The organism is Janthinobacterium sp. 1_2014MBL_MicDiv (assembly GCF_001865675.1).
Lineage (GTDB): Bacteria > Pseudomonadota > Gammaproteobacteria > Burkholderiales > Burkholderiaceae_D > Janthinobacterium.
In genome coordinates this window covers 4,807,617-4,829,503 of the sequence record NZ_CP011319.1, presented here as the reverse complement: position 1 = coordinate 4,829,503, position 21,887 = coordinate 4,807,617, and the positions used below count along the sequence as shown (strand labels likewise).

Genomic DNA, 21,887 nt, shown 5'->3' with positions numbered 1-21,887 from the left:
CCAGACCGCTTCGGCGCGGGCGCGGACTGCCGTGGCAAGCCCGCGCCGCGTTACAATACGGGGTTTGCAACTGAATATAGAGAAGGTGTGCCGTGAATTTCATCAATAAATTATCCGCCGCGTGGACGGCCAATAATTCCCTGCTGTGCGTGGGACTGGACCCCGACCTGGCGAAACTGCCGGCCGAATTGCGCGACTTGCCCGATGGAATCACCACCTTTTGCACGCGCATCATCGATGTCACGGCCGACCTGGCCTGCGCCTTCAAGCCGCAGATCGCGTATTTCGGCGCGCTGGGCGCGGAAAAACAGCTGGAAGACATTTGCCGCTACGTGCGCGAGAATTACCCGCACATCCCGCTGATCCTCGACGCGAAACGGGGCGACATCGGCGCCACAGCCACGCAATACGCGCGCGAAGCGTTCGAGCGCTACGGCGCCGACGCCGTCACCGTGAACCCCTACATGGGCGAGGATTCGCTCGACCCCTACCTGGCGTGGAGCGACCGCGGCGTGATCATCCTGTGCCGCACCTCGAACCCGGGCGGCTCGGACTTGCAATTCCTCGATACGGACGGCGTGCCGCTGTACCAGCGCGTGGCGCGCCTGGTGGCCGAGAAATGGAACAAGAACGGCCAGTGCGCGCTCGTCGTCGGCGCCACCTTCCCGGAGGAACTGGCACAGGTGCGCGCCATCGTCGGCGACATGCCTTTATTGGTGCCCGGCATCGGCGCCCAGGGCGGCGACATCGCCGCCACCGTCGGCGCGGGCCAGACGGCCAATGGCATGGGCATGATGATCAGCTCCTCGCGCGCCATCATCTACGCCACGCCGCAGGCTGGCGAAGACTTCGCCGATGCGGCGCGCCGCGTGGCGATTGAAACGCGCGATGCGATCAATGCCCATCGTTCGGTTTAAGTTGCATCCATAAAAAATGCCGGGCTAGCCCGGCATTTTTGATTGGCAGGTCGGCTTGGCCGCATGGCGTAAGCCGACATGGGTCGTCGTCGGCACTTGTCGGATTACGCTTCGCTAATCCGACCTGCCCGGGTTTCAGTCGCGCATGGGCGCGACCATCTCCGCATAGTCGTACAACTCTCCCAGAATTTCCTCCCCCCGCTCATCCACGGATTCCGACAGTACGTCGATTTCCGTAAACAGCATTTCGATGGTGCGGGCGCCGCCGTCGCCGTCGAACAGGCGGGCGGCGCGGTGCTGTTCCCAGCGCAGGCTTTCCGCTTCGCTCAGGGTGTGCGGGAAATTGCGGGCGCGGTAGCGGAACAGCAGTTCCTGCAGGCGCTCGTCGGCAAACGAGGGACGTGCCGTGGCCAGCTTGGCCGGCGTTTCGCGGCGCAGCGACTCGAGCAGGCGGCGGTCGTCGTTGCTGACGAAACCATTGTACAAATCTTCATCCACGTCCAGCGCGGTATTCGCTCCCGGACGCTGGAACACTTCGGCCCAGATGGCGTCCATGTTCGGCGCCGTGGCGGCGAATTGCGCGTTGATCTTCGCGGCGTCCACGTCGATGCCCCATTGCGCGGCCATGGCAGGCGACAGGGTCTTCAAATTACCGACCAGCATGGGCGACTTGTTCAGGTGTACGCTTTTCACGGGCAGGCGCGTCATGCCTTCGGGCATGGCGTCCTTGCGCGTAAACAGGCGCGTGCGGATGGTGTCCGCATCCAGGCTGAACAGTTCGCGCGGGTCGTACTGGCAATCCCACACGAGGATTTCATTTTTGTTGCTCGGATGCGTGGCCAGCGGCCAGACGACGCCCAAACAGCCCCGTTCGGCCGGGAACATGCCCGACACGTGCAGGAAGGGCTGGCGCTCGCTGGCGGCCAGGTGCATGCCCATTTCGCTGGCGACCTTGTCCTTCTTGTGCAGGGCCAGGCAGAATTCGAACAGTTTCGGCTGTTTTTCCCTGATCAGGCGCGCCAGGGCGATGGTGGCGCGCACGTCCGAGAGCGCATCATGCGCCGCTTCGTGGACGAGGCCATTGGCCTTGCTCAGGTGTTCCAGCTTGAAGCTGGTCTGGCCATCGTCGCGCTTCGGCCATTCGATGCCTTCCGGACGCAGCGCGTGCGTCATGCGCACGACGTCGAGGATGTCCCAGCGGCCGCAATGGTTCTTCCATTCGCGCGCATACGGGTCGATCAGGTTGCGCCAGAACAGGAAACGCGTCACTTCATCGTCGAAACGGATGGTGTTGTAGCCCACGCCGATGGTGCCCGGCTCGGAAAAAGCCGCTTCGATGGTGGCGGCGAACTGGTGCTCGGGCACGCCCAGTTGCAGGCATTGCTGCGGCGTGATGCCCGTGATCAGGCACGACTGTGGGTCGGGCAGGAAATCATTGGCAGGCTGGCAATACAGCATGATGGGTTCGCCGATCTCGTTGAGTTCGGCATCCGTGCGGATAGCGGCGAACTGGGCCGGGCGGTCGCGGCGCGGCTGGACGCCAAAGGTTTCGTAGTCGTGCCAAAGGAAAGTCTGCTTAGTCATTGATGGTCGTTGCTTATCGTGTGCTGATGGGTTGCTGAATGTTTTGTCCGGGCCGCTCAAGGCGTCATCGCTACAGTTTTCTGAAAACCTGCCGATACTACACGAGAGGATAGTCACCGTTGCGGTTTTCGCATGGTGTCATACATTGCCCGTTCAAGGAGGCCTATCGTGTCAATTCCCATCGCCGCAGGCGGCAATTCCGCCGCTTCCGTGAGTTCCATCAGTACTGGCGTTGCCGGCAAGGACGATAAAGTCCAGCAAAAGGACGCCAGCAAGACGGAAATGAGCGTTAACGACCGTACGAAGCTGCAATTGAACGCATCCATCATGCAGGCATCGCTGAACGTGTCGATCGGCGCGCAGAACGATCCGCTGGCGCTGGTCTACAAATCGGCCATCACCAGCATCAATGAAGCGTTGCAGGGACAGTACGGCGACGACGCGATCCAGAACGCGGTCTCGCAGGACAATAGCGCCGAAGCGACGGCGAGCCGTATTGTATCGCTGTCGACGGGATTTTTTGACGCATTCAAGAAGCAGAATCCCGAGCTGGACGACGATGCCGCCCTGAGCAAGTTCATGGACACCATCAGTGGCGGCATGGAAAAAGGCTTCAAGGAGGCGCGCGACATCCTCGAGGGCTTGAAGGTGCTCGGCGGCGATATCGCCAGCAATATCGACAAGACCTATGCGCTGGTGCAGAAGGGCTATGCGGACTTCATCGCCGCGCACGGCAGCAAGAAGGATGACGCCGCCGCACCGGCCAAGCCGGCCGACAGCAAGGCGGCCTGAGACGATTGACGTCAGGCGCCCGAGAACATGTGCAGGCGCCATGGACGCTGCATCAGGTGCTTACTCTATTGCGGCCAGCCGCCTTGGCACGGTACAGGGCCGCATCGGCCGCCGCGATCAGGCCATGGTCGTCCTGCTCCCGGGCCAGGCTGGCCACGCCGAACGAGCCCGTGATGTGCGGCAGCGGGCTGCGCATGTCGTTGAAGATGATGGCTTGCTGCATGCGTTCGCACAGGCGCTGAGCCACGCGCAGGGCCACGTTTTCATTGGTATCGGGCAAGATCACCATCAATTCCTCGCCGCCGTAGCGCACGGCAAAATCCGTCGGTCGCAGGGCCGCGCCCAGCACTTGCGCGGCGATGCGCAGGGCCTGGTCGCCCGCCTGGTGGCCGTGCGTGTCGTTGAAGCGCTTGAAATGGTCGAGGTCGATCATGATCAGCGACAGCGGCGCGCCGCTGCCGTGGGCCGTGACGATCATATTCGGCAGCAAGTCCGTCAGCCAGGCGCGGTTGTACAGGCCCGTCAGGCTGTCGACCATCGATAGCTGGCGGTAGAATTCGCCCAGTTTCTGCCGGCGGCGCAGCAGGGCGTTGGCGGCGCGGATGCGGAAGGACAGCAGGCGCAGCAGGTTGCGCGCCAGGCCGTTCGACTGCTCGATCAATTCCCAGACGATGGCCGCGTCGATCACCAGCAAGTCGGTTTCTTCCAGTGCGGAAATAGCGGCCAGGTTGCTCGCTTCGTCGAGCACCGATTGTTCGCCCACGCTTTCGCCGGGCAAGACCTTGCTGACGGTGCCGTCATCCATGCCCGTATGGGTGTCGGCGGCCACGGCCAGCGAGCCGCGCAGGACGATGTACAGGCTGGCGCCGCGCGTGTCGGTAATGGCTTCGCCCGCTTCGAGGCGCATGACGGGGCAGGGGGCCAGCATGGCGGTCGTCCGGCTGTCCGCCCCATCGCGAAATAGCTGTAAATCGCCGATGTTGCAGCCTGAAGCGCCAAAGTTACCGATCTGTTCCACAATCATACTTTCAAAAAGCCGGCGCCCGCGAGCAACGTGCCGGTATCTTCATGATAGCGTAAAGCTGCCCCGGCCGTAACGGCAAAGGCTTGCTTGAGGTCACTTACTGTGAGAAATACGACAATTATTTCATTGTCGCGTTAATAAGCTGAAATGCTTGTGGTTTTGATAGCGTTGTTGCCGCTGGCGAAACGGTGCGCCCGATGTGCAAAGGCAGCCTTGAACGGCTGCCTTGGTCTCTGGCAAAACTGCGGGTGGGGAATTACTCGGCCGCTTCTTCGACTTCCGTCGTATCGATCACGGCATTCTTGCCGGTGGCGTGGCGCTTGCTGTCTTGCAGGCGGCCCAGGGCGCTATCGATGGCGCGTTTCAGCTTGTCGGTGGCGCCGGCAACGGCTTGGTGCACGGTGGCGTTTTGTTCAGTGACGGCAATTGGTTGGTAGCCGGCAACGCGTGCTTCCATGACGCAGCGGATATCGTCCGCGCCGCCTTTCGGGCCGTTCGTATCGCTGAGGTGGACTTCGATGCGGGTCAGGTTGTCGCGGAAGCGGTTCAGTGCGGCTTCCAGTACGGATTGCACATGTTCGTTCAGTCCAGCGGTGTTGGCGATGGTGCTGTCGGTATGAATATTGATTTGCATATGCTTACTCCTGTCAATTCAAAAAAAACCCATCTCAGGCGCCATGCACGGCAGCGGTGCTGCTCGCTGCCAGGGCGCGTCGGCGCCTGGTTCTTGCCTCATACACATGACCTCGTGTATGTAACTTATCTTACTCCAGTTTCTACAATTTCAAGGGGTTTGCACGATTAAGATGGGCTTAACCCTACAGCCAGATCAAGTTTCCTCAAGGAATTTTTTGCGGCCCGTCGCCAGTCCCGCCCTGACGCCGTCTTCAGCCGTTAATCAGGCCGGCAGCGATATTGATGGACAGGCCCAGCACGACCAGATTGAAGAAAAAGCTCAGCACGGATTGTCCCAGCACGATTTGCCGCATCATGCGCGTCTGCACGGACACGTCCGACGTTTGCACGGCCACGGCGATGGTGAACGAGAAATACAGGAAGTCCCAGTAATCGGGGTCGGGCTCGTCGTCGGGGAATTTCAGGGGGCGCAGTGCGGGGTCGGCCTGGTAAAACAGGTGCGCATAGTGAAAGCAGAACAGGGTGCCGACGAGGAACCACGAGCCGACCAGGGTCAGGATGGTGAGCGCGTAGTGTAGGGCCCGCTCATCGGCGGCCATGTCCTTCATGGACGACAGCTGCGAGATGATGGCTGCCAGGCTCATCACGGAAGCGACGGACAGGGCCGACAGGACCGTGGCGGCCCGTTCATCCTGGCGCTGCGCCATGGCCTTGACCTTGTGATGGTTGGCACGCATCATCATCCAGGCCATGGTCGCCAGGTAGAACCAGACGGCCACGTTCCAGGCCGTCAGCAGCCGCGTCATCTGTTGCCATGACGCCGGCAGCAGCAGGCCGGCCGCCACGCCGATGGCGGTGGCCAGGCTCAGGTGCGGACGGCTGCGGATGAAGCTGTGAAACGGAAGCGTGATTTTCATGGCGCGGTGACCTCAGTGGCGATAGCGCATCTTAGCCCTTAAGTCGTGGTCGCGGTGGACGCCCTGGAGGCCGCCTCCTTCTCGTGGTGGGGGAAGCGGTCCATGCGCGACAGCACGGGGAACAGCACGGCCCACACGCCCGTCACGGCCAGGGTGGCGGCGCCGCCGAAGAGGACGGCGCGCACGAGGCCGAACCAGCCGGCCGTCAGGCCCGATTCGAACTCGCCCAGTTCGTTCGAGGCGCCGATGAAGACGGCATTCACGGCGCTGACACGGCCGCGTATCTCGTCCGGCGTCTCGAACTGCACCAGCAGGTGACGGATGTAGACGCTGACCATGTCGCCGGCGCCCATCAGGAACAGCGCCACCAGGGCCAGCGGGAAATAGCTGGTGCTGCCCAGCACCAGGGTGCCCAGGCCGAACACGGCCACGCCGCCGAACATCCAGGCGCCGACCCGGCGCGTGATGGGGAAGCAGGCCAGCGCGATCGAGCACAGGGCCGCGCCAGCGCCGGGCGCCGTGCGCAGCAGGCCCAGGCCGCTGGGGCCGATATGCAGCACGTCGTGCGCGAGCGCCGGCAGCAGGGCCGTGGCGCCGCCGAACAGCACGGCGAACAGGTCGAGCGAGATGGCGCCCAGCACGATCGGTTTCGACCAGACGAAGCGCAAGCCTTCGAGCAGGGTGTGCCAGCTGACGGGTTCGCGTTTCACCAGTTGCGGCGCCGGCGTGGTGGCGCGCATCAGCAGGACGGACGCGACCAGCAGCGCGGACGAGATCAGGTACACCACCTTGGGGCCGAAGTAGTACAGCAGGCCGCCCAGGGTGGGGCCGAGGATGATGGCCACGTGCGAACTCGAGGAGCTGAGTGCCAGGGCGCGGCTGAAGTGCTGCGTCGGCACCATGTTCACCAGCACGGCTTGCGTGGCCGGCATCATGAAGGCGCGCGCGCTGCCGAACAGCACCAGCACGGCAAACACGGGCCAGACGATGGCGAGGCCGCTGACGGTGAACGCCAGCAGGGCCAGCGCGCACGCCAGCTGCGCCGCCAGGCACCAGGCGATGATGTTGCGGCGGTTGTAGCGGTCGGCGACGTGGCCGGCGGGCAAGATCAGCACGAGGAAGGGCGCGAACTGCGCCAGGCCGATCAGGCCCAGGTCGAACAGGCTGCCCGTGATCTGATACACCTGCCAGCCGATGGCCACGCTTTGCATCTGCACGGCCACCGTGCCCAGCACGCGGGCCGACAGGTAGCAGGCAAAGTTGCGGTGGCGCAAGATACTGAAGCCGTTGCCGGCGGAGGCGAGAGACATGATATTTCCAGGGAACAGCGGGGTGGCAGGGCGGCGTGGCGGCGGCGGGGCGCCGCACCAGCAGCGCCCCGCTGTCTGGAAGGTGGCTGCCTACTTGGCCAGGTCGGCTTCGGTGGTGAAGGCGTCTGCGTAGAACTCGTCGTCGGGCAGGCCGCATTGCTGCACGAAATCGCGCTTGGCCGAATCGACCATCACCGGTGCGCCGCACGCATATACCTGGTGGCCGGACAGGTCGTGCAAGTCGGCGATGACGGCCTGGTGCACGAAGCCCGTGCGGCCGCTCCACGCGTCTTCCGGCAAGGCTTCCGAGACGACGGGTACATACGTAAACTGCGGCAAGTCGGCGGCCCACTGGCGGCACAGCGCATCCATGTACAGGTCGTGCGGACGGCGGCCGCCCCAGTACAGGGTGATCGGGCGCGTCGACTGTGCATGGATCATGTGCTCGACGATGGCTTTCAGCGGGGCGAAGCCCGTGCCCGAGGCCAGCAGCACGACGGGCTTGTCGGAATCGTCGCGCAGGAAGAAGGTGCCCATCGGCCCTTCGAAGCGCAGGATGTCGCGCTCCTTCAGCGTGGTAAACACCTGGTCGGTGAACAGGCCGCCCGGGATGTGGCGGATGTGCAGGGTCACGGGGCCGCCGTCGCTCGGTGCGCTGGCCATGCTGTACGAGCGGCGCTTGCCGTCGCGCAGCATGAATTCGATATACTGTCCGGCGCGGTACTGCAGGCGCTCGCTGGCCGGCAGCTGCAGGGTCAGCACGACGACGTCGGGCGCCACTTTCTCGATCGTCGTCACGCGCGACGGCATCTTCTTGATCGGATAGTCGCTGCTGCCGGCCACTTCGCGCGCCTCGATGACGAGGTCGGCTTGCGTGGTGGCGCAGCAGAACAGGGAAAAGCCGGCCGCTTCTTCTTCCGGCGTCAGGGCGCGCTGCTGGTGCGCCTTGTGCTGTACGCTGCCGGCGACAACCTTGCCCTTGCAGGAGCCGCAGGCGCCGTTTTTACAGCCATAGGGCAAGCCCACGCCGGCGCGGATCGCTGCCGCCAGCACGGTTTCGTCCGCCTCGCAGCTGAATTGGTGGCCGCTGGGCTGAACAGTAACTTGAAAAGTCATACAATCCTTGAGATGAAAAATATGTTAATGCATTCTTTGCGCAAGCCGGTGGGGCTGCCGCGCCTGCTGATACTGGGCTGTGGCGACGTCGGCATGCGGCTGTTGCCCTTGCTGCGCGCGCGCTTTCGCGTCTTTGCCGTCACCAGCCAGCCGGGGCGCTGCGCGCAGCTGCGCGCGGCCGGCGCCGTGCCCATCGTGGCCAACCTCGACGACCGCGCCAGCCTGCAACGGCTGGCGGGGCTGGCATCCATGGTGGTGCACCTGGCGCCGCCCCTGTCGTCCGGCTTGCTGGACCGGCGCACGCGGAATCTGGCCGCCATTTTACCCGAGCATGCGCGGATGGTGTATGTGAGCACCAGCGGCGTGTATGGCGACTGCGGCGGCGCCACGGTGGCGGAAACGCGGCCCGTGGCGCCGGCCAATGCGCGCGCGAAGCGGCGCGTCGACGCGGAGCAGGTCTTGCGGGCCTGGGGCGCGCGCCGCGGCGCCAGCGTCGCCATCCTGCGCGTGCCCGGCATTTATGCGGACGACCGCTTGCCCCTGAAACGCTTGCGCGAAGGCACGCCGGCGCTGGCCGAGGCCGATGACGTGTACACCAACCATATCCACGCCGACGACCTGGCGCGCATCATCGAGCGGGCCCTGTGGCGGGGCAGGCCGGGGCGCATGTATCACGCCAGCGATGACAGCGAACTGAAAATGGCGGAATATTTCGATGCCGTGGCCGATACCTTCGGCCTGCCGCGCCCGCCGCGCCTGCCCCGGGCGGCGCTGCAGCAAGCGGTCACGCCGATGTTGCTGTCGTTCATGTCCGAGTCGCGCCGCATGGACAATCGCCGCATGAAGCGCGAGCTGGGCGTGCGCCTGCGCTACCCGCGCGTGGCCGATGCCTTGCAATCGATGTCGGACGGCAAGGCCGGCATCAGTTAAAATGGCCGGTTATTTTCGCATTTTGCACTGGCCGGCGCGCCGCGCGCCGGGCCTGACGCGCGCCATCTACTAAAGGAATACAGCATGACCACCCTCACTTACGAAGAATACCTGGACGAGGTCACCACCGTCCTGACGGAACTGTATGACCTCGATGACGAGGCCGCCATCAAGCTGGTCGTGGCAGCGCAGGATGCCGAATTTTTCGTGCCGCACGATGCACATGAGGAAATGCGCACCGTGGAGCAGGCAAAGAAAGATGCGGTGACCCTGTTCGAGCGCAAGCAGAACCGCCAGCAAACGCAGGAAAAGCAGCAGCAGCGGGTACGCCAGCAAAAGAAATGACGGCAGGCCAGCGGCGACCGCTCCTCAGGCCGCCGCTGGCATGAAGCCGCGGCGCCCCGGCGCAACACCGGGGCCCGGACTTTGATGCAGCGCAAACGTGTCAGGGCGGCGTGGCGATATGGTGGGCGATGTCGTCACATGTGCCGTGTCGGCATGGTTCTTACCGCAATTCATCGCGCTGGCCGGTCACGCGCCGGCGCGACGGGAGCAGCTGATGCATCAGATGAGTCATCCCAGCAAGGAGCAAGTGCGTGCCTACATGCGCCGCCGCGAACACGCGCGGCAGCCGCCTCCGCCACCCGATGAAATCCGCCGGCAACTGGCCTGGTGCCGCGTGGATGCCAGGACGGGCGCCGGCCTGGGCATGACGCCGGCCGGCGTGGCCGCGCGCGGCTGGCATTTATCGGCCGACATGGCCCGCCTGAGCACCCTCATGGCCATAGCCTGGTTCATGCATAGCGGTGTTGCTCATCGTAAAAATTGATGACTTGCAGCAAATTTTTCCATTTTGAGTTATCCTCTAGCACATTCCAAGTGCGTCAATTCTCTTCAATTATCACAATTTTGCTTTAAGTTACGCAAAAATCAACAATAGCGTGTATTATATTGTTTGCGGAATAAAAACCGCATAAGTGATGGCGCTTTTTAGTGTGTTTACCCTGAATTATTGCAAAAGCGACATTCGGTTTCTTTTTGCATTAATACAACAAGTACGGATTTTCGATTATGTCTCTCAAACAAATTACCTCTTTGCCTACCTACAACCCGAATCGCGTCCTCGATGCGATCATCGACAAGCTGCAGCTGAAAAATGATGCCGCCCTGTCGCGAGCACTGGAAGTGGCGCCACCCGTTATCAGCAAGATTCGTCACAACACCTTGCCGATCGGCGCCACGATCCTCATCCGCATGCATGAAATCAGCGATTTCAGCATTCGTGAGCTGCGCGAGTTGATGGCTGCCTAAGAGCGCCTGACAGACGGCAAACTGAGAGGTGCCGTCTGCGTTAGTCAAGCTTGCCGCGTGCGGCAGCCATACCTGTCTTCCGGTTTTCTATTGCGTGTCCGGGCTCAGAGTCGGACGATCTGTATAGAAGCGCCCTGTTTCCAGGCCAGTCGGGGATGACTCGACCAGCGCTGCGGCCAGTTTGCCGGGCGCGCTGGAAAAAGCGGTTTGCGCGGCACCGGTAGCGCGGCCCGAATACGCCGTCGCTTGCACCGCTGCACTGGAAAACGCCGTTTGCACGGCCCGTCCCGAATATGCCGTCGCCTGCACGGCTGCGCTGGAAAATGCCGTTTGCACGGCCCGGCCCGAGTATGCGGTCGCCTGTACCGCCGCGCTGGAAAATGCCGTCGCCTGTACTGCCGCACTGGAAAACGCCGCCTGCACGGCGCGTCCCGAATATGCCGTCTCTGCACGGATGTAATCTTCGCCGAATGTCTGCTCGTACAACTGTTTCATGCGCTCGCCCACGCGGTGGTGCGCCGCTTCGTCGTCTTCGCCGCGCAGGCCGATGTAGGGGAAATGGTGCAGGAAGTAGCCAAAGACTTGCTGGCAATCGGCCGCATATTTCAGCGTGTCGAGAATATGATAGTGCCAGAAGGTGTCGACATCCATCAGCGGCGCCGTTTCTTCCTGCGGGAACTGCTTCATGAGGATGAGGAAGCGGCGATACTCGAACTCCACCGCATTGGCCTTGTCTAGGCTCCATCCCTCGCCGGATTCCCGGTGCATCAGCTTGACCTTGATCGCGTCCAAATTCAAATCGGCAATTGCCTTGAAACTGTCGTTCGTATCCATGAATGTCCTTTGATAAACAGTGTTGGGGAAAGTACGGCGAAGAAACGGAGAGGCTGGCGGTGTGAACTCCTGGCTAGTGGCAGAGGAATGCCTGGCCCATGGCGGGCAGGCGCTGTGAGTTGTTCTACGTCAATATTGCATCTAATTACAAAATATGCAAGCTGAGCTTGCTTGAAGTGCGCCGCATCCCTCAGGCGTTGGCCCGGCTTTCTTCCTGGTAGGGGAAGCGGGTGGCATCGGCGCTCAGCGGCACGCTGACATGCACGCTCATGCCGGCGCCGGGACTGCTCTCGATATAGAAGGTGCCGCCCAGCAGCTTGATGCGTTCCTCGATGCCGACCAGGCCAAACGAGCCCAGCTTGTTGCGTCCGTCGATGGCCGCCCCCACGCCGTTGTCGCTGATGCTCATCGATACCGTGTCGCGGCACTTCTCCAGCTTGACTTGCACGCGGCTGGCATTGGCGTGCTGGGAAATGTTGCTCAGCGATTCTTGCAGGATGCGGAACAGTGCCGTCGCGCACTGGTCGCTCAAGCAAATGTCGTCATGGCTCTCGCTTACTTCGCAGGCGATGCCCGTGCGCAGGCGGAACTGCGCCACCTGCCATTCGACGGCCGCATTCACGCCCAGGTCGAGTACGGTAGGGCGCAAGTCGTTGATGATCTGGCGCACGCTCTTGATGGTGACGTCGATCTGATCCAGGGTGGAGCGGGCGCGGGCGTTCAGGCGCGGGTGGCGCCGCTGCGTGCGCGAGGCCAGCATGTCGGCGTCGATGCGCAGCACCAGCAGGTTCTGGCCCAGGTCATCGTGAATTTCGCGCGCGATGCGCTTGCGCTCCTCTTCCTTGATCTGGTCGGCATGGGCCGCCAGGCGGCGCAGTTTCTGGTGCGACAGCTGCAAGCGGATCTGGCTGGCCCGCAATTCTTCCGTCATGCCGTTCGCCATCTGGATGGCGCGCCGGCGCGACGAGGCCAGCGTGTGGAACAAGGTGTACAGCAGCATGGCGCTGGTAAAGCCGATCAGCAGGGCCAGCCACGGCAGGAAGGCGTCGAAGCGTGTATACAAGTCGTTCTTGCGCACGCTGAACAGCGCTTGCCAGACGCGGCCATTGTGCTCGATCAGCATCGTGCTGCTCAGAAACTTGCCCGAGCTGCCAGGCTGCCACCAGGGCGCGTGCAGGCCCGCCGCGCTGTCAAAAATGGGGCGCATGTCGTGCGGCAAGTCCAGCGGGGTGCGCGCTTGCGGGCCGATATCGAACAGGGTCAGGCGGACATTGCGTACCGGCATGTCGGTCAGCGTGTTGCGCACCATCGTCACCAGATCGTAGCCGATGCCGACCGAGCCCTGGTGGGCCGCGCGCCGCTGTTCCACGGTGTCGGTCGGCATGCCGATGCGGTACACGGGCAGGCGCATGGCCATGCCCGTCAGCTGCGGCCGGCTCTGCATCGGCACGGGCATGCCGGAATTGCTGATGTGACTGGAGTCGCGCGATTGCGCCAGCGCCTCGGCGATCAGGGGGCGCGCAGAGATGTCGTAGCCATATTTATCCGTGGCGCTGGCGATCGGCTCGATGTACACGAGCACGGAATAGTGTTCGCGCGGCCCGGGCGGGTGGATGGCGAAGGCGGGGTAGCCATCGCGCCCGGCCGGATAATCGCGCCGCATGGCCGCCTCGAACGCGGGATATTGCGCCGCGCTCACTTCCTGGGCGTAATTGAGATTCATCACGCCGGGAAAATTTTGCTTCAAGTCCATATTCGCCACGTAGCGGTGGAATTGCTCGCGGCTCACATGTTCGTTGGCGCGGAACAGGCTGGCCGCGCCGCGCAGCAGGTCGGCATACGATTTGACGCGCGATTCGATGTTTTGCCTAGCGTTGCGCGCCAGATTGTTGAACAGTTCGCTGGCATCGTTCTCGATCGACAGCGAGGCGGCCATGTAGAACAGCATGCCTACCATCAGCGACAGCATGAAACCGAGCAGCCACAGCGGTTTTTTTTCAGGGGATAACTGTTGCTCGCCGGCAGTAGAGGACATCGCAATCCGCATCAGGAGGTGGAATCGGGTGCCGCCTGAGGGGCGGTGGCCTTGCTGGCTTGCACAAGCACAATTGTAAATTGCTCAATAGGTGCACAATATACAAAACTATTGTTAATGTAGTCAACTGGCAATGTTTCTCTTGTAAAGCATCGGCTTGAAACGAAAAAAAACCGCCGCAGCGGTTTTTTCGTGGGTCGTCTGGCGCTTTACTTGGCAGGCTGCCAGCTGTCCTTCAGGGTGACGATGCGGTTGAAGACGGGCTTGCCCGGCTGGCTGTCGATCCGGTCGGCCGCGAAGTAGCCGTGGCGCTCGAACTGGAAGCGCTGTTCCGGCTGGGCCAGTTCCGCGCCCGGTTCCAGCCACGCTTGCACCACTTCCTTGGCCAGCGGATTCAAGGCCAGCTTGAAGTCCTTGCCGCCCGCGTCCGGCTGCGGGTCGGTAAACAGGCGGTCGTACAGGCGCACTTCGGCGGCAATCGCCGTCGGCGCGCTGACCCAGTGCATATTGCCCTTGACCTTGTAGTTGGCGCTGCCTTCCGTGCCCGACTTGCTGTCCGGGAAGTAGGTGCAATGCACGGCGATGACCTTGCCGTCGGCATCCTTGTCAAAGCCCGTGCACTCGATCACATAGCCATAGCGCAAACGCACCTTGCTGCCCGGCTTGTCGTCGATCGGCGGATACAGGCGGAAATAGCCCTTGTTCGGCACTTCCATGAAATCGTCTTCCTCGATCCACAGCTCGCGCGAGATGGGGAAGGTGCGCAGGCCGCGCTCGGGGAAGTGCGGGTGCACGGGTGCCGTGCATTCCACGCTCTCGTTTTCAGGGAAATTGTCGATGATCAGTTTCAGCGGACGCAGCACGGCCACCGTGCGCGGCGCCTTCGGGTCCAGGTCTTCGCGCAAACAGCCTTCGAGCACGCTGTAGTCGATCCAGCCGTCCGATTTCGTCACGCCCGTGCGTTCGCACATCAGCTGGATCGCTTCCGGCGTGTAGCCGCGGCGGCGCATGCCCACCAGGGTCGGCATGCGCGGGTCGTCCCAGCCGTCAACGATTTTTTCTTCCACCAGCTGGCGCAGCTTGCGCTTGCTGGTGACGATGTAGGTCAGGTTCAGGCGCGAGAATTCGAACTGGTGCGGCACCGGTTGCTGGAAGAAGCCGCCGGCGGCCAGGGTTGCCAGCAGCCAGTCGTAGAAGGGGCGGTGGTCCTGGAATTCCAGCGTGCAGATCGAATGCGTGATGTTTTCCAGCGCGTCCGAGATCGGGTGCGTGTAGTCGTACATCGGATAGATGCACCAGGCGTCGCCCGTGCGGTGGTGGTGCGCGTGGCGGATGCGGTAGATGGCCGGATCGCGCAAGTTCATGTTCGGCGAACTCATGGCATCTTCGCTCATCTTCGCGCGCAGGATGTGCTCGCCATCCTTGAACTGGCCCGCCTTCATGGCGCGGAACAGGGCCAGCGATTCGTCGCGCGGACGGTCGCGGAACGGCGAATTCTTGCCGGCCTGGCCGAAATTGCCGCGGTTGGCGGCCATGTCTTCGGCGCTCTGGCTGTCGACATAGGCGAAGCCGGCCGTGATCAGGTATTCGGCCATCGCGTACAGCTGGTCGAAATAGTCGCTCGCGTAGTGCAGGTGGCTCTGGCCGTCGCCATTCTTCGGTTCCCAGTCAAAGCCCAGCCATTTCACGCTGTCCATGATGGTGTCGACGTATTCCTGCTCTTCCTTGGCCGGATTGGTGTCGTCGAAGCGCAGGTTGCACTGGCCGGCGTAGTCGCGCGCCAGGCCGAAGTTGACGCAGATCGACTTGGCGTGGCCCACGTGCAGGTAGCCGTTCGGCTCCGGCGGGAAACGCGTGATCACCTGGGGCAGGCCGGGACGCACGTGGGTGCCGGCAGCCAGGTCGGCTTCGATGATGTTACGCAAGAAATTGGGCGCCAGCGCCGGAGCGGCGGCAGCGGTACTATGTTTATCGTTGCTCATTGATCAATGCGGAAGAGTGACAGTAAAGAGCATTTTACCGTACCGCAAGCGCTTGGATACGACCAATTCGCTGCCAATTCACCGGTATTTGCCCGCATATTCAGCCATGCAAGCGACGCCGGCGCCGTTCTATAGGATAATTCGCCTTTAATTAGCAAAGAAAACGTGACCCCGGAGCCTCATATGGAAAATTTATATAACGTCCTCGGTGTCGCGCCCAATGCCAGCGACGATGAAATCAAGAAGGTTTACCGCTCGCTGGCCATGCGCTTTCACCCCGACCGCAACCAGGCCCCCGGCGCCGAGGCGCGCTTCAAGAGCGTCACCAAGGCTTACGAGATCCTGGCCGACCCGGCCAAGCGGGCCGAATACGACCAGAGCGTGAACCACCGCATCATCATCGACCCGGAAGCGGAAGCGTACGCCTTGTGGTGCGGCGTGTTCCGCCTGCATGGCACCGCGCTTCCGGCTGATTGAAGGCGTTGGCGGCCGCCTGGCCAGCCTGAATAATTTGAAAAATAACAATGGCGCTTATCTATGACAGCGCCGCGTATTACATTGGAAAGCACAGCATGAGAAGAGTACACCCTGAATTCGCGTACCAGTCGCGCGAGCTGGAAGGCCAGATCGAAGGCATCCTCGGCGACCCGCCGAACCGCAAGAACTATAAAAGCATGGTCGACGCGCTGGTCGGCGAGTACGCAAGCGGCGGCGGCATCGAAGACGTGAACATGCTGGCCTTCGCGCTGGTCGACCACATCACGTTCAGCGACCCGAAAGGCTTGCTGGCCGAAAGCGAAGACTACGAGTTCGGCGACCCGGCCCGCGTGTTCTCCATGGCGAGCTGCGCCGCGCCCGAGGCGGCGAAGATGTACGCCGCCATCGAAGAGAGCTTCCCGGACCTGGCGCGCCAGGCCATCATCACCGCCTTCCTGCACAAGAATCCGCGCCTGTGGGACGACGACGACCAGTCGCTCGACCAGCTGGCCGCCAATGACGACGGCGACGACGAGCACGACGAAGACGAAGCGACCGACGATTTCGCCCAGATGTTTGACCAGGATGGAGATGACCATGGCAGATAATGACAAGCAAAATGCGGATCAAAAGAGCAATCTTCCCGCGCTGACGAAACAGGTCACGGAATTGGTATTGTCCGGTTCGCTGGGTCACGCCGAGCAGGCGTTTGCCGACGCGGCCGACCAGTATGGCGACCTGGCCGTGGTGGAAGTGCTGAACGCCATCCCGCCGCAGGTGACGGCCCTGCACCTGGCCGGTTTCGACGGCGGCAAGATGTCGCTGGCAACCTTGCTGGTGCCGCCGAAGGCCTGGGCCGACAGCCTGGCCTTCATCGCCGCCACCTGGAGCGACGACCAGATCGAGGATGATCCGGAACGCATCGCCGAGGCGCTGTTCGCGCACATCCACGGCGTGGTGTTTTCCACCGACGATGCCGAACGCCGCCGCGAGCTGCTGCTGGAAGCGTCGGCCACCGACTGGGGCGCGACGGCCTTCGCCATCCTGTTCTCGATGGCGCCGAAGGAAATCCTCGAAGTGGCGGGCGAAATCGTCATCAAGGGGCCGTACGTGACGGGCGTGACCTCGTCCGACAACGATGTCGTGCCGCTGGCCATCGAACTGGCGCAGGCGAATGAAGACGGCTGGGACCGTTCGCTGTTCGAGCTGTTCCCCGACTTCCGCCACAGCGCCGACCTGGCCGACGCCGAATATTCGGACGACCCGGACGAAGAACCGACCATGTTGCAGCGCAGTACCAAGGAATTGCTGTACCGCCTGCGCAAGCAAGTGCCGAGCACGCGCAGCGCGCCGCGCAGCAGTACGCGCCGCAGCCTGGGCACCGGCATTTTCTCGTGATGAAAGCAGGGAACGACTGATGCTGCCAGCAATTGTTGTAGAGAATCTTCCGCGCCTGGTGCGCGCCATCAAGCTGCTGCCGAACGACCCGCGCGAGGACGCGGCGCTGAACCTGGCCGACGAATTGACGGGCATCACGGCCATGGTGGCCGAGAAGTTCACCAATGAACGCACGGCCGACGGTATCCAGAAGGCGCTGTACCTGACGGTGGGCGGCGTGTCGCTGGGCCTGGAGCAGGCCGTCACGCATGAAGGCGACCAGGCCGCGCTCGACTTCCTCGTCGAGCACGGCGCCGAGCACGCGTTCCAGGTGGGCTTTCGCCTGATCAAGGAATTGTCGCAGCTGCCCGAAGACGCCCTCGTCGGCGAATACGACCAGGACCCCGTCTATCTGCAGCGCCGGCTGCGCGAGCTGTTCATCGATATTTGCCAGGCCGACCCGAACCAGAACTGGGCCGGCTATGAAAAGTATGCGCTGCAGTTGCAACAGCGCAAGGAAGTGCAAGCCGTCGTGCGCCTGGCCAGCTGGCTGCGCCGCCACCATGACAACGGTCCCGTCAGCGACAGCGACTTGAATGCCGAGGGCGTCATTGCCCTGGCCATCATTTTCGCCATCGAGGGCGGCGGGCGCATCATCGCGCGCACGGGACAGAAGGAGTTCGAGCGTTTCGTGCGCTCCGTGCGCAAGAACAAGCCCGACTTCGAGGAAGGCTGGGCCGCCCTGGTGGCCAAGGTGCCCGTCCAGCATCACCCGGTGCTGCTCGACCGCATCGCTTCCTACCGCCGCAGCTGCACCGTCGTGCAGAAGATCCTCACGCGGGCCAGCATGAAAAGCCTGTTCGAGGACCTGGAAAACTATGCGGGTTCGGAGCTGGACGCGGATTATTCGTGATCGTTGATGTCGGATCACGGGGCAGCTTCGCCACCGCTAATCCGACCTACGCCGACGCGCGTCCTGTAGGTCGGCTTAGCTGCGGCACAGCCGCAGCGTAAGCCGACATTGCTGGCGTTGCATTGATGCATGCGATTGTCGGATTACGCCCTGCGGGCTAATCCGACCTACTGCTGTCCTTCCATGGCCGCTTCCTCGGCCAGCTTGACGAACGCCGCCACCAGCGGCGACGTCTCTTCTTCCCGTTGTGCCAGTAACAGGCTGGTGGTCGCCTGCGGGTCGGCGATGGGGCGGTAGCACACGCCATCCATGCGGATGCGGTCGAACGAGGCGGGCAGCACGGAAATGCCGCAGCCGGCCGCCACCAGGCCGATGATGGTCGACGCTTCGCCCGCTTCCTGCGCCACGTGGGGCACGAAGCCGGCCGCCTTGCACAGGCGGAAGATCTGCGGATAAATCCCCGTGCCCGCATCCTTGGGATACATGACAAACGCTTCGCCCGCCATGTCGGCGATGGCGATGCTGCGCTTGGCCGCCAGCGCGTGGGCGACGGGCAGCACGAGGAACAGCGGGTCCTGGCGCAGTTCCGTCAGCTTGATATCGTCGGGGTAGGCCGTTTCCGGCGGGCGCACGAAGCCCAGGTCCATGGTACGGCCACTGATCGCTACCAGCTGATGCAGGGTCGCCATCTCGTGCAAGGTCAATGTGACGTGCGGGAATTGCTGGCGGTAGCGGTTGATGACGGTGGCGAAGTACGGCGTAAATGGCGTGGAAAAGGTAAAGCCGATGCGCAGCTCTCCCGCTTCGCCGCGCTGGGCCCGGCGCGCCGTGACGGCCGCCTGTTCCGACAGGGCCAGGATGCGCCGCGCATCGTCGAGGAAGAGGCGGCCGGCCTGCGTCAGCCGCACGGAGCGTTTGTTGCGTTCGAACAACTGCGCACCGAGTTCCGCTTCCAGCGCCTGGATTTGCTGGCTCAGCGGCGGCTGGCCGATGTGCAGGCGCTCGGCCGCGCGCGTGAAGTGCAGCTCTTCGGCGACGGCGACGAAGTAACGCAGGTGGCGTAATTCCATGGGATAGGTCGATCCAGTAATCGTTTTAAAGTATGAGTTGGGCCTTAAATATATATTGGACGATATGAGTTGGCAATCCTAACATGGGGACTCGCTTCCTCTTCCGAAACACGGCCATGTCTGATTCATCGCTTGCCTTTGCTCCCGCCGCCCCATCCGCCATCCCGGTTTCCGCTCCCGCTCCGGCGCCCCGCACGGCCATCGCCAAGGGGTCCATCGAATTCAAGCGCAGCAACCGCGCGCTGTTCTTCGGCGGCTTTTCGACCTTCAGCCTGCTGTATTGCATCCAGCCCCTGTTCCCGCTGCTGTCGCAGCAGTTTCATCTGACGCCGGCGCAAAGCAGCTGGTCGCTGTCCGTGTCGAGCGGCTTGCTGGCCATTTCGCTGGTGCTGCTCAGCGCCGTGTCGGACCGGGTCGGGCGCAAGCCGCTGATGGTGGCGTCGATGTTTGCTGCCGCCATCCTGACGGTGCTGTCCGCGTTCGCGCAGGATTACGCGCAGCTGCTGGCCATCCGCGCCGCGCTGGGCGTGGCACTGGGCGGCATGCCGGCCGTGGCCATGGCCTATCTGGGCGAGGAAATCGAGGGGCCGTCGCTGGGCCTGTCGATGGGCCTGTACATCGCCGGCAGCGCGTTTGGCGGCATGTCGGGACGGCTGGTGGCATCCATGCTCAGCGATTTCCTCTCGTGGCGCTGGGCCCTGGGCGTGCTGGGCGTGGCCGGCGTGCTGGCGGCAGCCGAGTTCTGGCGCAGCCTGCCCGCGTCGAAAAACTTCGTGCCCAGCACCAAGGGCTGGAATGCCTTGCCGCACGCCATCGGGCAGCATTTTTCCGACCGTGGCTTGCCGTGGCTGTTCTGCCTGGCCTTCGTGCTGATGGGCTGTTTCGTCAGCCTGTACAACTACATCGGCTACCGCCTGCTGGCCGCGCCGTTCAGCCTGCGCCAGAGCACGGTCGGCTTGCTGGCCTTCTTGTATCTGATCGGCATCTTCAGCTCCGTCTGGGCGGGCCGCCTGGTGGACCGCCTGGGGCGCCGGGGCGTGCTGTGGATCATGCTGTCGGTGATGCTTTCCGGTATTTTGCTGACCCTGTTCGACTCGCTGCCGCTGATCGTCGGCGGCATGGCGCTGGCCACGTTCGGCTTCTTTGCCTCGCACTCGATCGCCAGCAGCTGGGTCAGCCGCCGCGCCCGCGCGCCGCAGGCGCTGGCCTCGGCCTTCTACCTGCTGTTCTATTACCTGGGCTCGAGCCTGATCGGTTCCGCCTCGGGCATGATGTGGGGCTTCGACGGCTGGACGGGCGTGGTCGCCATGCTGGGTGTCTGCCTGGGCGGCGGCGTGCTGATCGCCCTGCGCCTGCGCCACCTGCAGCCGCTGGGCGCGCGCGAAGCGGTGGGCTGAGGCGGCTATTTCGGGCACATGCCGATCATCGTTTCCCCATTCTTGCCCGCGCGCGTGGTCACGCACAAGGTGCCCAGCGCGCTGGTGATCTTGTAGGTGCGGCTGCCCTTGGCCGCATTGGCGCCGATTTCCTCGATTTTCGACGCTTCATACCATTTCGGCGGCACGGCCGCATAGGCCTCGGCAAAGCCTTGCTGCATGCGCTTGAAGCCCGTGTCCTCGAATTTCTCCCCGCCCCGCTGCGGGAATTCCTTGCGCAGCTCCCTGTCGATCTTGCCCACGTCGCGTTTGGCTTGCGCGAGGATATCGGCCGCGCTCGGTGGCGTGACGAGCGTGACCGCTTCCGGCGATGCAGGCGCTGGCGGCGGGGCCTGCTCGACGGTTGGGGCGGGCAGGGCGCGGCTGATGGGGGCCGGCACCGGCCGGCGCGGCAGGCTCGCGGCCACTGGTTTTGCGCTGGGCGACGGTACCGGCTTCGGGTGCGCAGCGGGCGTGTGGCGCAGCCAGGCGATGGCCGGACCCCGCGGCAGATCCCCGTCAGTGGCAACGCGGGGCCGCGACTGCAGGAAGATATAGGCCAGGCCCACGTGCAGCAGGACGATCAGCAGCAGGCCGGGAGCGCGGCGGGGCAGGGATGGCAGCGAGGTCATGGAGGACATGGTGGTTCAGGTACGCCAATGTATCTGAGGTATTTGATAATTATCTAAAATGTCACAAGCGCTTACAAAAAAGTTCCTCTTGGCAATTTCAACGCCAGGGCGGCCGCCAGGGAACCCTGCGCCAGCCGGATGATCCAATCAGGAAGACATCACGCGAAGAGGAGATCACCATGTTGCAGGCAAAGGAAGTGGCGCGGCGCTTTGGTTCCATCGAGCAAGCGATCGGCGAGGCGGCGCAGCTGTGCGGCAAGCAGCAGGGCATGCCGATGGACTTGAAGGATTGCCTCAATCAGATGGACCAGCAAAAGAGCGCCGTGCGGCAAGCCATCGAGACGCATGACGATGCGCGCATCCGCCAGGCCGTCGACCAGATGGAATCGCTGGGCGACCGCGCCAAGCGGGCGTGCGGCACGGCGGCCGGCCTGACGCCGGAAATGCAGCGCGCCGTGCTGAAGGTCCACAACGAATTATCGGACTTGAAGCACCAGCTGCATTGAACGCCTGTCAAGACCTGCTGTGCGTCGTGGGGCGCGGCCTGCGATGCTCACCGGCCCGGCGTCCCCGTGCATTCGCACGGCCGTGTTTCTCTGGCCAACGGGGCGCCGA

At 63.2% G+C, this 21,887-nt stretch carries 23 protein-coding genes; 12 read left to right on the top strand and 11 right to left on the bottom strand.

All coding sequences use genetic code 11. From position 1 onward, the window contains the following. Nucleotides 1-92: 92 nt before the first annotated feature. A complete protein-coding gene (gene pyrF, locus YQ44_RS20870) occupies nt 93-917 on the top strand; it encodes an orotidine-5'-phosphate decarboxylase (protein WP_071325022.1) in 825 nt (274 codons plus the stop codon). A 135-nt stretch (nt 918-1,052) separates the two neighbouring features. Here pyrF and sbcB read toward each other — a convergent pair whose 3' ends face one another. Further along, on the bottom strand, nt 1,053-2,501 hold the full coding sequence (sbcB, locus tag YQ44_RS20865) for an exodeoxyribonuclease I (RefSeq protein WP_071325021.1): 1,449 nt from the start codon (nt 2,499-2,501) through the stop codon (nt 1,053-1,055). 168 nt (nt 2,502-2,669) lie between these two features. Here sbcB and YQ44_RS20860 point away from each other — a divergent pair, with 168 nt between their 5' ends. Continuing rightward, on the top strand, nt 2,670-3,293 hold the full coding sequence (locus tag YQ44_RS20860; RefSeq protein WP_071325020.1) for a DUF5610 domain-containing protein: 624 nt from the start codon (nt 2,670-2,672) through the stop codon (nt 3,291-3,293). 52 nt (nt 3,294-3,345) lie between these two features. Here the strand turns inward: YQ44_RS20860 and YQ44_RS20855 are convergent, their stop codons facing one another. From YQ44_RS20855 to YQ44_RS20835, 5 genes are all read right to left on the bottom strand, one after another. Continuing rightward, nucleotides 3,346-4,311: a GGDEF domain-containing protein gene (locus YQ44_RS20855; RefSeq protein WP_071326653.1), complete on the bottom strand. Its 966-nt coding sequence runs from the start codon at nt 4,309-4,311 to the stop codon at nt 3,346-3,348. A gap of 262 nt (nt 4,312-4,573) precedes the next feature. After that, nucleotides 4,574-4,951, bottom strand: a complete 378-nt coding sequence (locus YQ44_RS20850) for an HPF/RaiA family ribosome-associated protein (protein WP_071325019.1) — start codon at nt 4,949-4,951, stop codon at nt 4,574-4,576. A 253-nt stretch (nt 4,952-5,204) separates the two neighbouring features. Next, a complete protein-coding gene (locus YQ44_RS20845; RefSeq protein WP_071325018.1) occupies nt 5,205-5,870 on the bottom strand; it encodes a DUF1345 domain-containing protein in 666 nt (221 codons plus the stop codon). Between the two features lie 38 nt (nt 5,871-5,908). Then, the gene (locus tag YQ44_RS20840; RefSeq protein WP_071325017.1) at nt 5,909-7,180 is read right to left on the bottom strand and encodes an MFS transporter; all 1,272 of its coding nucleotides are present in this window, start codon (nt 7,178-7,180) and stop codon (nt 5,909-5,911) included. Nucleotides 7,181-7,270: 90 nt separating this feature from the next. Further along, the gene (locus tag YQ44_RS20835) at nt 7,271-8,296 is read right to left on the bottom strand and encodes a CDP-6-deoxy-delta-3,4-glucoseen reductase (RefSeq protein ID WP_071325016.1); all 1,026 of its coding nucleotides are present in this window, start codon (nt 8,294-8,296) and stop codon (nt 7,271-7,273) included. A 12-nt stretch (nt 8,297-8,308) separates the two neighbouring features. Here YQ44_RS20835 and YQ44_RS20830 point away from each other — a divergent pair, with 12 nt between their 5' ends. The 4 genes from YQ44_RS20830 (at nt 8,309) to YQ44_RS20815 (ending at nt 10,537) form a co-directional block, all read left to right on the top strand. Next, on the top strand, nt 8,309-9,226 hold the full coding sequence (locus tag YQ44_RS20830) for an SDR family oxidoreductase (protein ID WP_071325015.1): 918 nt from the start codon (nt 8,309-8,311) through the stop codon (nt 9,224-9,226). 84 nt (nt 9,227-9,310) lie between these two features. After that, nucleotides 9,311-9,571, top strand: a complete 261-nt coding sequence (locus YQ44_RS20825) for a hypothetical protein (protein ID WP_071325014.1) — start codon at nt 9,311-9,313, stop codon at nt 9,569-9,571. Between the two features lie 214 nt (nt 9,572-9,785). Next, nucleotides 9,786-10,055 carry a hypothetical protein gene (locus YQ44_RS20820; protein ID WP_156894930.1) on the top strand — a complete coding sequence of 90 codons (270 nt, stop codon included), beginning with the start codon at nt 9,786-9,788 and terminating at the stop codon, nt 10,053-10,055. 242 nt (nt 10,056-10,297) lie between these two features. Further along, complete coding sequence (locus YQ44_RS20815) at nt 10,298-10,537, top strand: hypothetical protein (RefSeq protein ID WP_029496207.1); 240 nt, start codon at nt 10,298-10,300, stop codon at nt 10,535-10,537. An 87-nt stretch (nt 10,538-10,624) separates the two neighbouring features. Here the strand turns inward: YQ44_RS20815 and YQ44_RS20810 are convergent, their stop codons facing one another. The 3 genes from YQ44_RS20810 to YQ44_RS20800 form a co-directional block, all read right to left on the bottom strand. Continuing rightward, a complete protein-coding gene (locus tag YQ44_RS20810) occupies nt 10,625-11,371 on the bottom strand; it encodes a glycine-rich domain-containing protein (protein ID WP_071325012.1) in 747 nt (248 codons plus the stop codon). A gap of 190 nt (nt 11,372-11,561) precedes the next feature. Next, entirely contained in the window at nt 11,562-13,406 is a 1,845-nt protein-coding gene (locus tag YQ44_RS20805) for a CHASE domain-containing protein (RefSeq protein WP_232250953.1), read from the bottom strand. Between the two features lie 209 nt (nt 13,407-13,615). After that, entirely contained in the window at nt 13,616-15,388 is a 1,773-nt protein-coding gene (locus YQ44_RS20800; RefSeq protein ID WP_071325011.1) for a glutamine--tRNA ligase/YqeY domain fusion protein, read from the bottom strand. A gap of 183 nt (nt 15,389-15,571) precedes the next feature. On the opposite strand from YQ44_RS20800, the gene YQ44_RS20795 reads away from it, so the two are divergent. From YQ44_RS20795 to YQ44_RS20780, 4 genes are all read left to right on the top strand, one after another. Further along, nucleotides 15,572-15,865, top strand: coding sequence for a DnaJ domain-containing protein (locus YQ44_RS20795; RefSeq protein WP_071325010.1), 294 nt, complete (start codon nt 15,572-15,574; stop codon nt 15,863-15,865). Between the two features lie 95 nt (nt 15,866-15,960). Further along, on the top strand, nt 15,961-16,473 hold the full coding sequence (locus YQ44_RS20790; protein ID WP_071326651.1) for a hypothetical protein: 513 nt from the start codon (nt 15,961-15,963) through the stop codon (nt 16,471-16,473). Beyond that, nucleotides 16,463-17,263: a hypothetical protein gene (locus YQ44_RS20785; RefSeq protein WP_034781755.1), complete on the top strand. Its 801-nt coding sequence runs from the start codon at nt 16,463-16,465 to the stop codon at nt 17,261-17,263. The genes YQ44_RS20790 and YQ44_RS20785 overlap by 11 nt, the downstream gene beginning before the upstream one ends. 19 nt (nt 17,264-17,282) lie before the next feature. Continuing rightward, nucleotides 17,283-18,155 carry a hypothetical protein gene (locus YQ44_RS20780; RefSeq protein ID WP_071325009.1) on the top strand — a complete coding sequence of 291 codons (873 nt, stop codon included), beginning with the start codon at nt 17,283-17,285 and terminating at the stop codon, nt 18,153-18,155. 167 nt (nt 18,156-18,322) lie between these two features. Here the strand turns inward: YQ44_RS20780 and YQ44_RS20775 are convergent, their stop codons facing one another. Next, nucleotides 18,323-19,225 carry a LysR family transcriptional regulator gene (locus YQ44_RS20775; RefSeq protein WP_071325008.1) on the bottom strand — a complete coding sequence of 301 codons (903 nt, stop codon included), beginning with the start codon at nt 19,223-19,225 and terminating at the stop codon, nt 18,323-18,325. A 116-nt stretch (nt 19,226-19,341) separates the two neighbouring features. On the opposite strand from YQ44_RS20775, the gene YQ44_RS20770 reads away from it, so the two are divergent. Continuing rightward, nucleotides 19,342-20,622 carry an MFS transporter gene (locus YQ44_RS20770; protein ID WP_071325007.1) on the top strand — a complete coding sequence of 427 codons (1,281 nt, stop codon included), beginning with the start codon at nt 19,342-19,344 and terminating at the stop codon, nt 20,620-20,622. A gap of 5 nt (nt 20,623-20,627) precedes the next feature. On the opposite strand, the gene YQ44_RS20765 is transcribed toward YQ44_RS20770, so the two are convergent. Then, entirely contained in the window at nt 20,628-21,281 is a 654-nt protein-coding gene (locus YQ44_RS20765) for a hypothetical protein (protein WP_071325006.1), read from the bottom strand. A 170-nt stretch (nt 21,282-21,451) separates the two neighbouring features. On the opposite strand from YQ44_RS20765, the gene YQ44_RS20760 reads away from it, so the two are divergent. Further along, nucleotides 21,452-21,778 (top strand): hypothetical protein, encoded by a 327-nt coding sequence (locus tag YQ44_RS20760; RefSeq protein ID WP_071325005.1) that lies wholly within the window; start codon nt 21,452-21,454, stop codon nt 21,776-21,778. Nucleotides 21,779-21,887: the final 109 nt, after the last annotated feature.

Excerpts from the sequence above, each read along its gene's own strand:
- sbcB (WP_071325021.1), bottom strand. The coding sequence starts at position 2,501 with ATGACTAAGCAGACTTTCCTTTGGCACGACTACGAAACCTTTGGCGTC.
- YQ44_RS20850 (WP_071325019.1), bottom strand. The coding sequence starts at position 4,951 with ATGCAAATCAATATTCATACCGACAGCACCATCGCCAACACCGCTGGA.
- YQ44_RS20845 (WP_071325018.1), bottom strand. The coding sequence starts at position 5,870 with ATGAAAATCACGCTTCCGTTTCACAGCTTCATCCGCAGCCGTCCGCAC.
- YQ44_RS20840 (WP_071325017.1), bottom strand. The coding sequence starts at position 7,180 with ATGTCTCTCGCCTCCGCCGGCAACGGCTTCAGTATCTTGCGCCACCGC.
- YQ44_RS20835 (WP_071325016.1), bottom strand. The coding sequence starts at position 8,296 with ATGACTTTTCAAGTTACTGTTCAGCCCAGCGGCCACCAATTCAGCTGC.
- YQ44_RS20830 (WP_071325015.1), top strand. The coding sequence starts at position 8,309 with ATGAAAAATATGTTAATGCATTCTTTGCGCAAGCCGGTGGGGCTGCCG.
- YQ44_RS20825 (WP_071325014.1), top strand. The coding sequence starts at position 9,311 with ATGACCACCCTCACTTACGAAGAATACCTGGACGAGGTCACCACCGTC.
- YQ44_RS20820 (WP_156894930.1), top strand. The coding sequence starts at position 9,786 with ATGCATCAGATGAGTCATCCCAGCAAGGAGCAAGTGCGTGCCTACATG.
- YQ44_RS20815 (WP_029496207.1), top strand. The coding sequence starts at position 10,298 with ATGTCTCTCAAACAAATTACCTCTTTGCCTACCTACAACCCGAATCGC.
- YQ44_RS20810 (WP_071325012.1), bottom strand. The coding sequence starts at position 11,371 with ATGGATACGAACGACAGTTTCAAGGCAATTGCCGATTTGAATTTGGAC.
- YQ44_RS20805 (WP_232250953.1), bottom strand. The coding sequence starts at position 13,406 with ATGTCCTCTACTGCCGGCGAGCAACAGTTATCCCCTGAAAAAAAACCG.
- YQ44_RS20800 (WP_071325011.1), bottom strand. The coding sequence starts at position 15,388 with ATGAGCAACGATAAACATAGTACCGCTGCCGCCGCTCCGGCGCTGGCG.
- YQ44_RS20795 (WP_071325010.1), top strand. The coding sequence starts at position 15,572 with ATGGAAAATTTATATAACGTCCTCGGTGTCGCGCCCAATGCCAGCGAC.
- YQ44_RS20790 (WP_071326651.1), top strand. The coding sequence starts at position 15,961 with ATGAGAAGAGTACACCCTGAATTCGCGTACCAGTCGCGCGAGCTGGAA.
- YQ44_RS20785 (WP_034781755.1), top strand. The coding sequence starts at position 16,463 with ATGGCAGATAATGACAAGCAAAATGCGGATCAAAAGAGCAATCTTCCC.
- YQ44_RS20780 (WP_071325009.1), top strand. The coding sequence starts at position 17,283 with ATGCTGCCAGCAATTGTTGTAGAGAATCTTCCGCGCCTGGTGCGCGCC.
- YQ44_RS20775 (WP_071325008.1), bottom strand. The coding sequence starts at position 19,225 with ATGGAATTACGCCACCTGCGTTACTTCGTCGCCGTCGCCGAAGAGCTG.
- YQ44_RS20770 (WP_071325007.1), top strand. The coding sequence starts at position 19,342 with ATGTCTGATTCATCGCTTGCCTTTGCTCCCGCCGCCCCATCCGCCATC.
- YQ44_RS20765 (WP_071325006.1), bottom strand. The coding sequence starts at position 21,281 with ATGTCCTCCATGACCTCGCTGCCATCCCTGCCCCGCCGCGCTCCCGGC.
- YQ44_RS20760 (WP_071325005.1), top strand. The coding sequence starts at position 21,452 with ATGTTGCAGGCAAAGGAAGTGGCGCGGCGCTTTGGTTCCATCGAGCAA.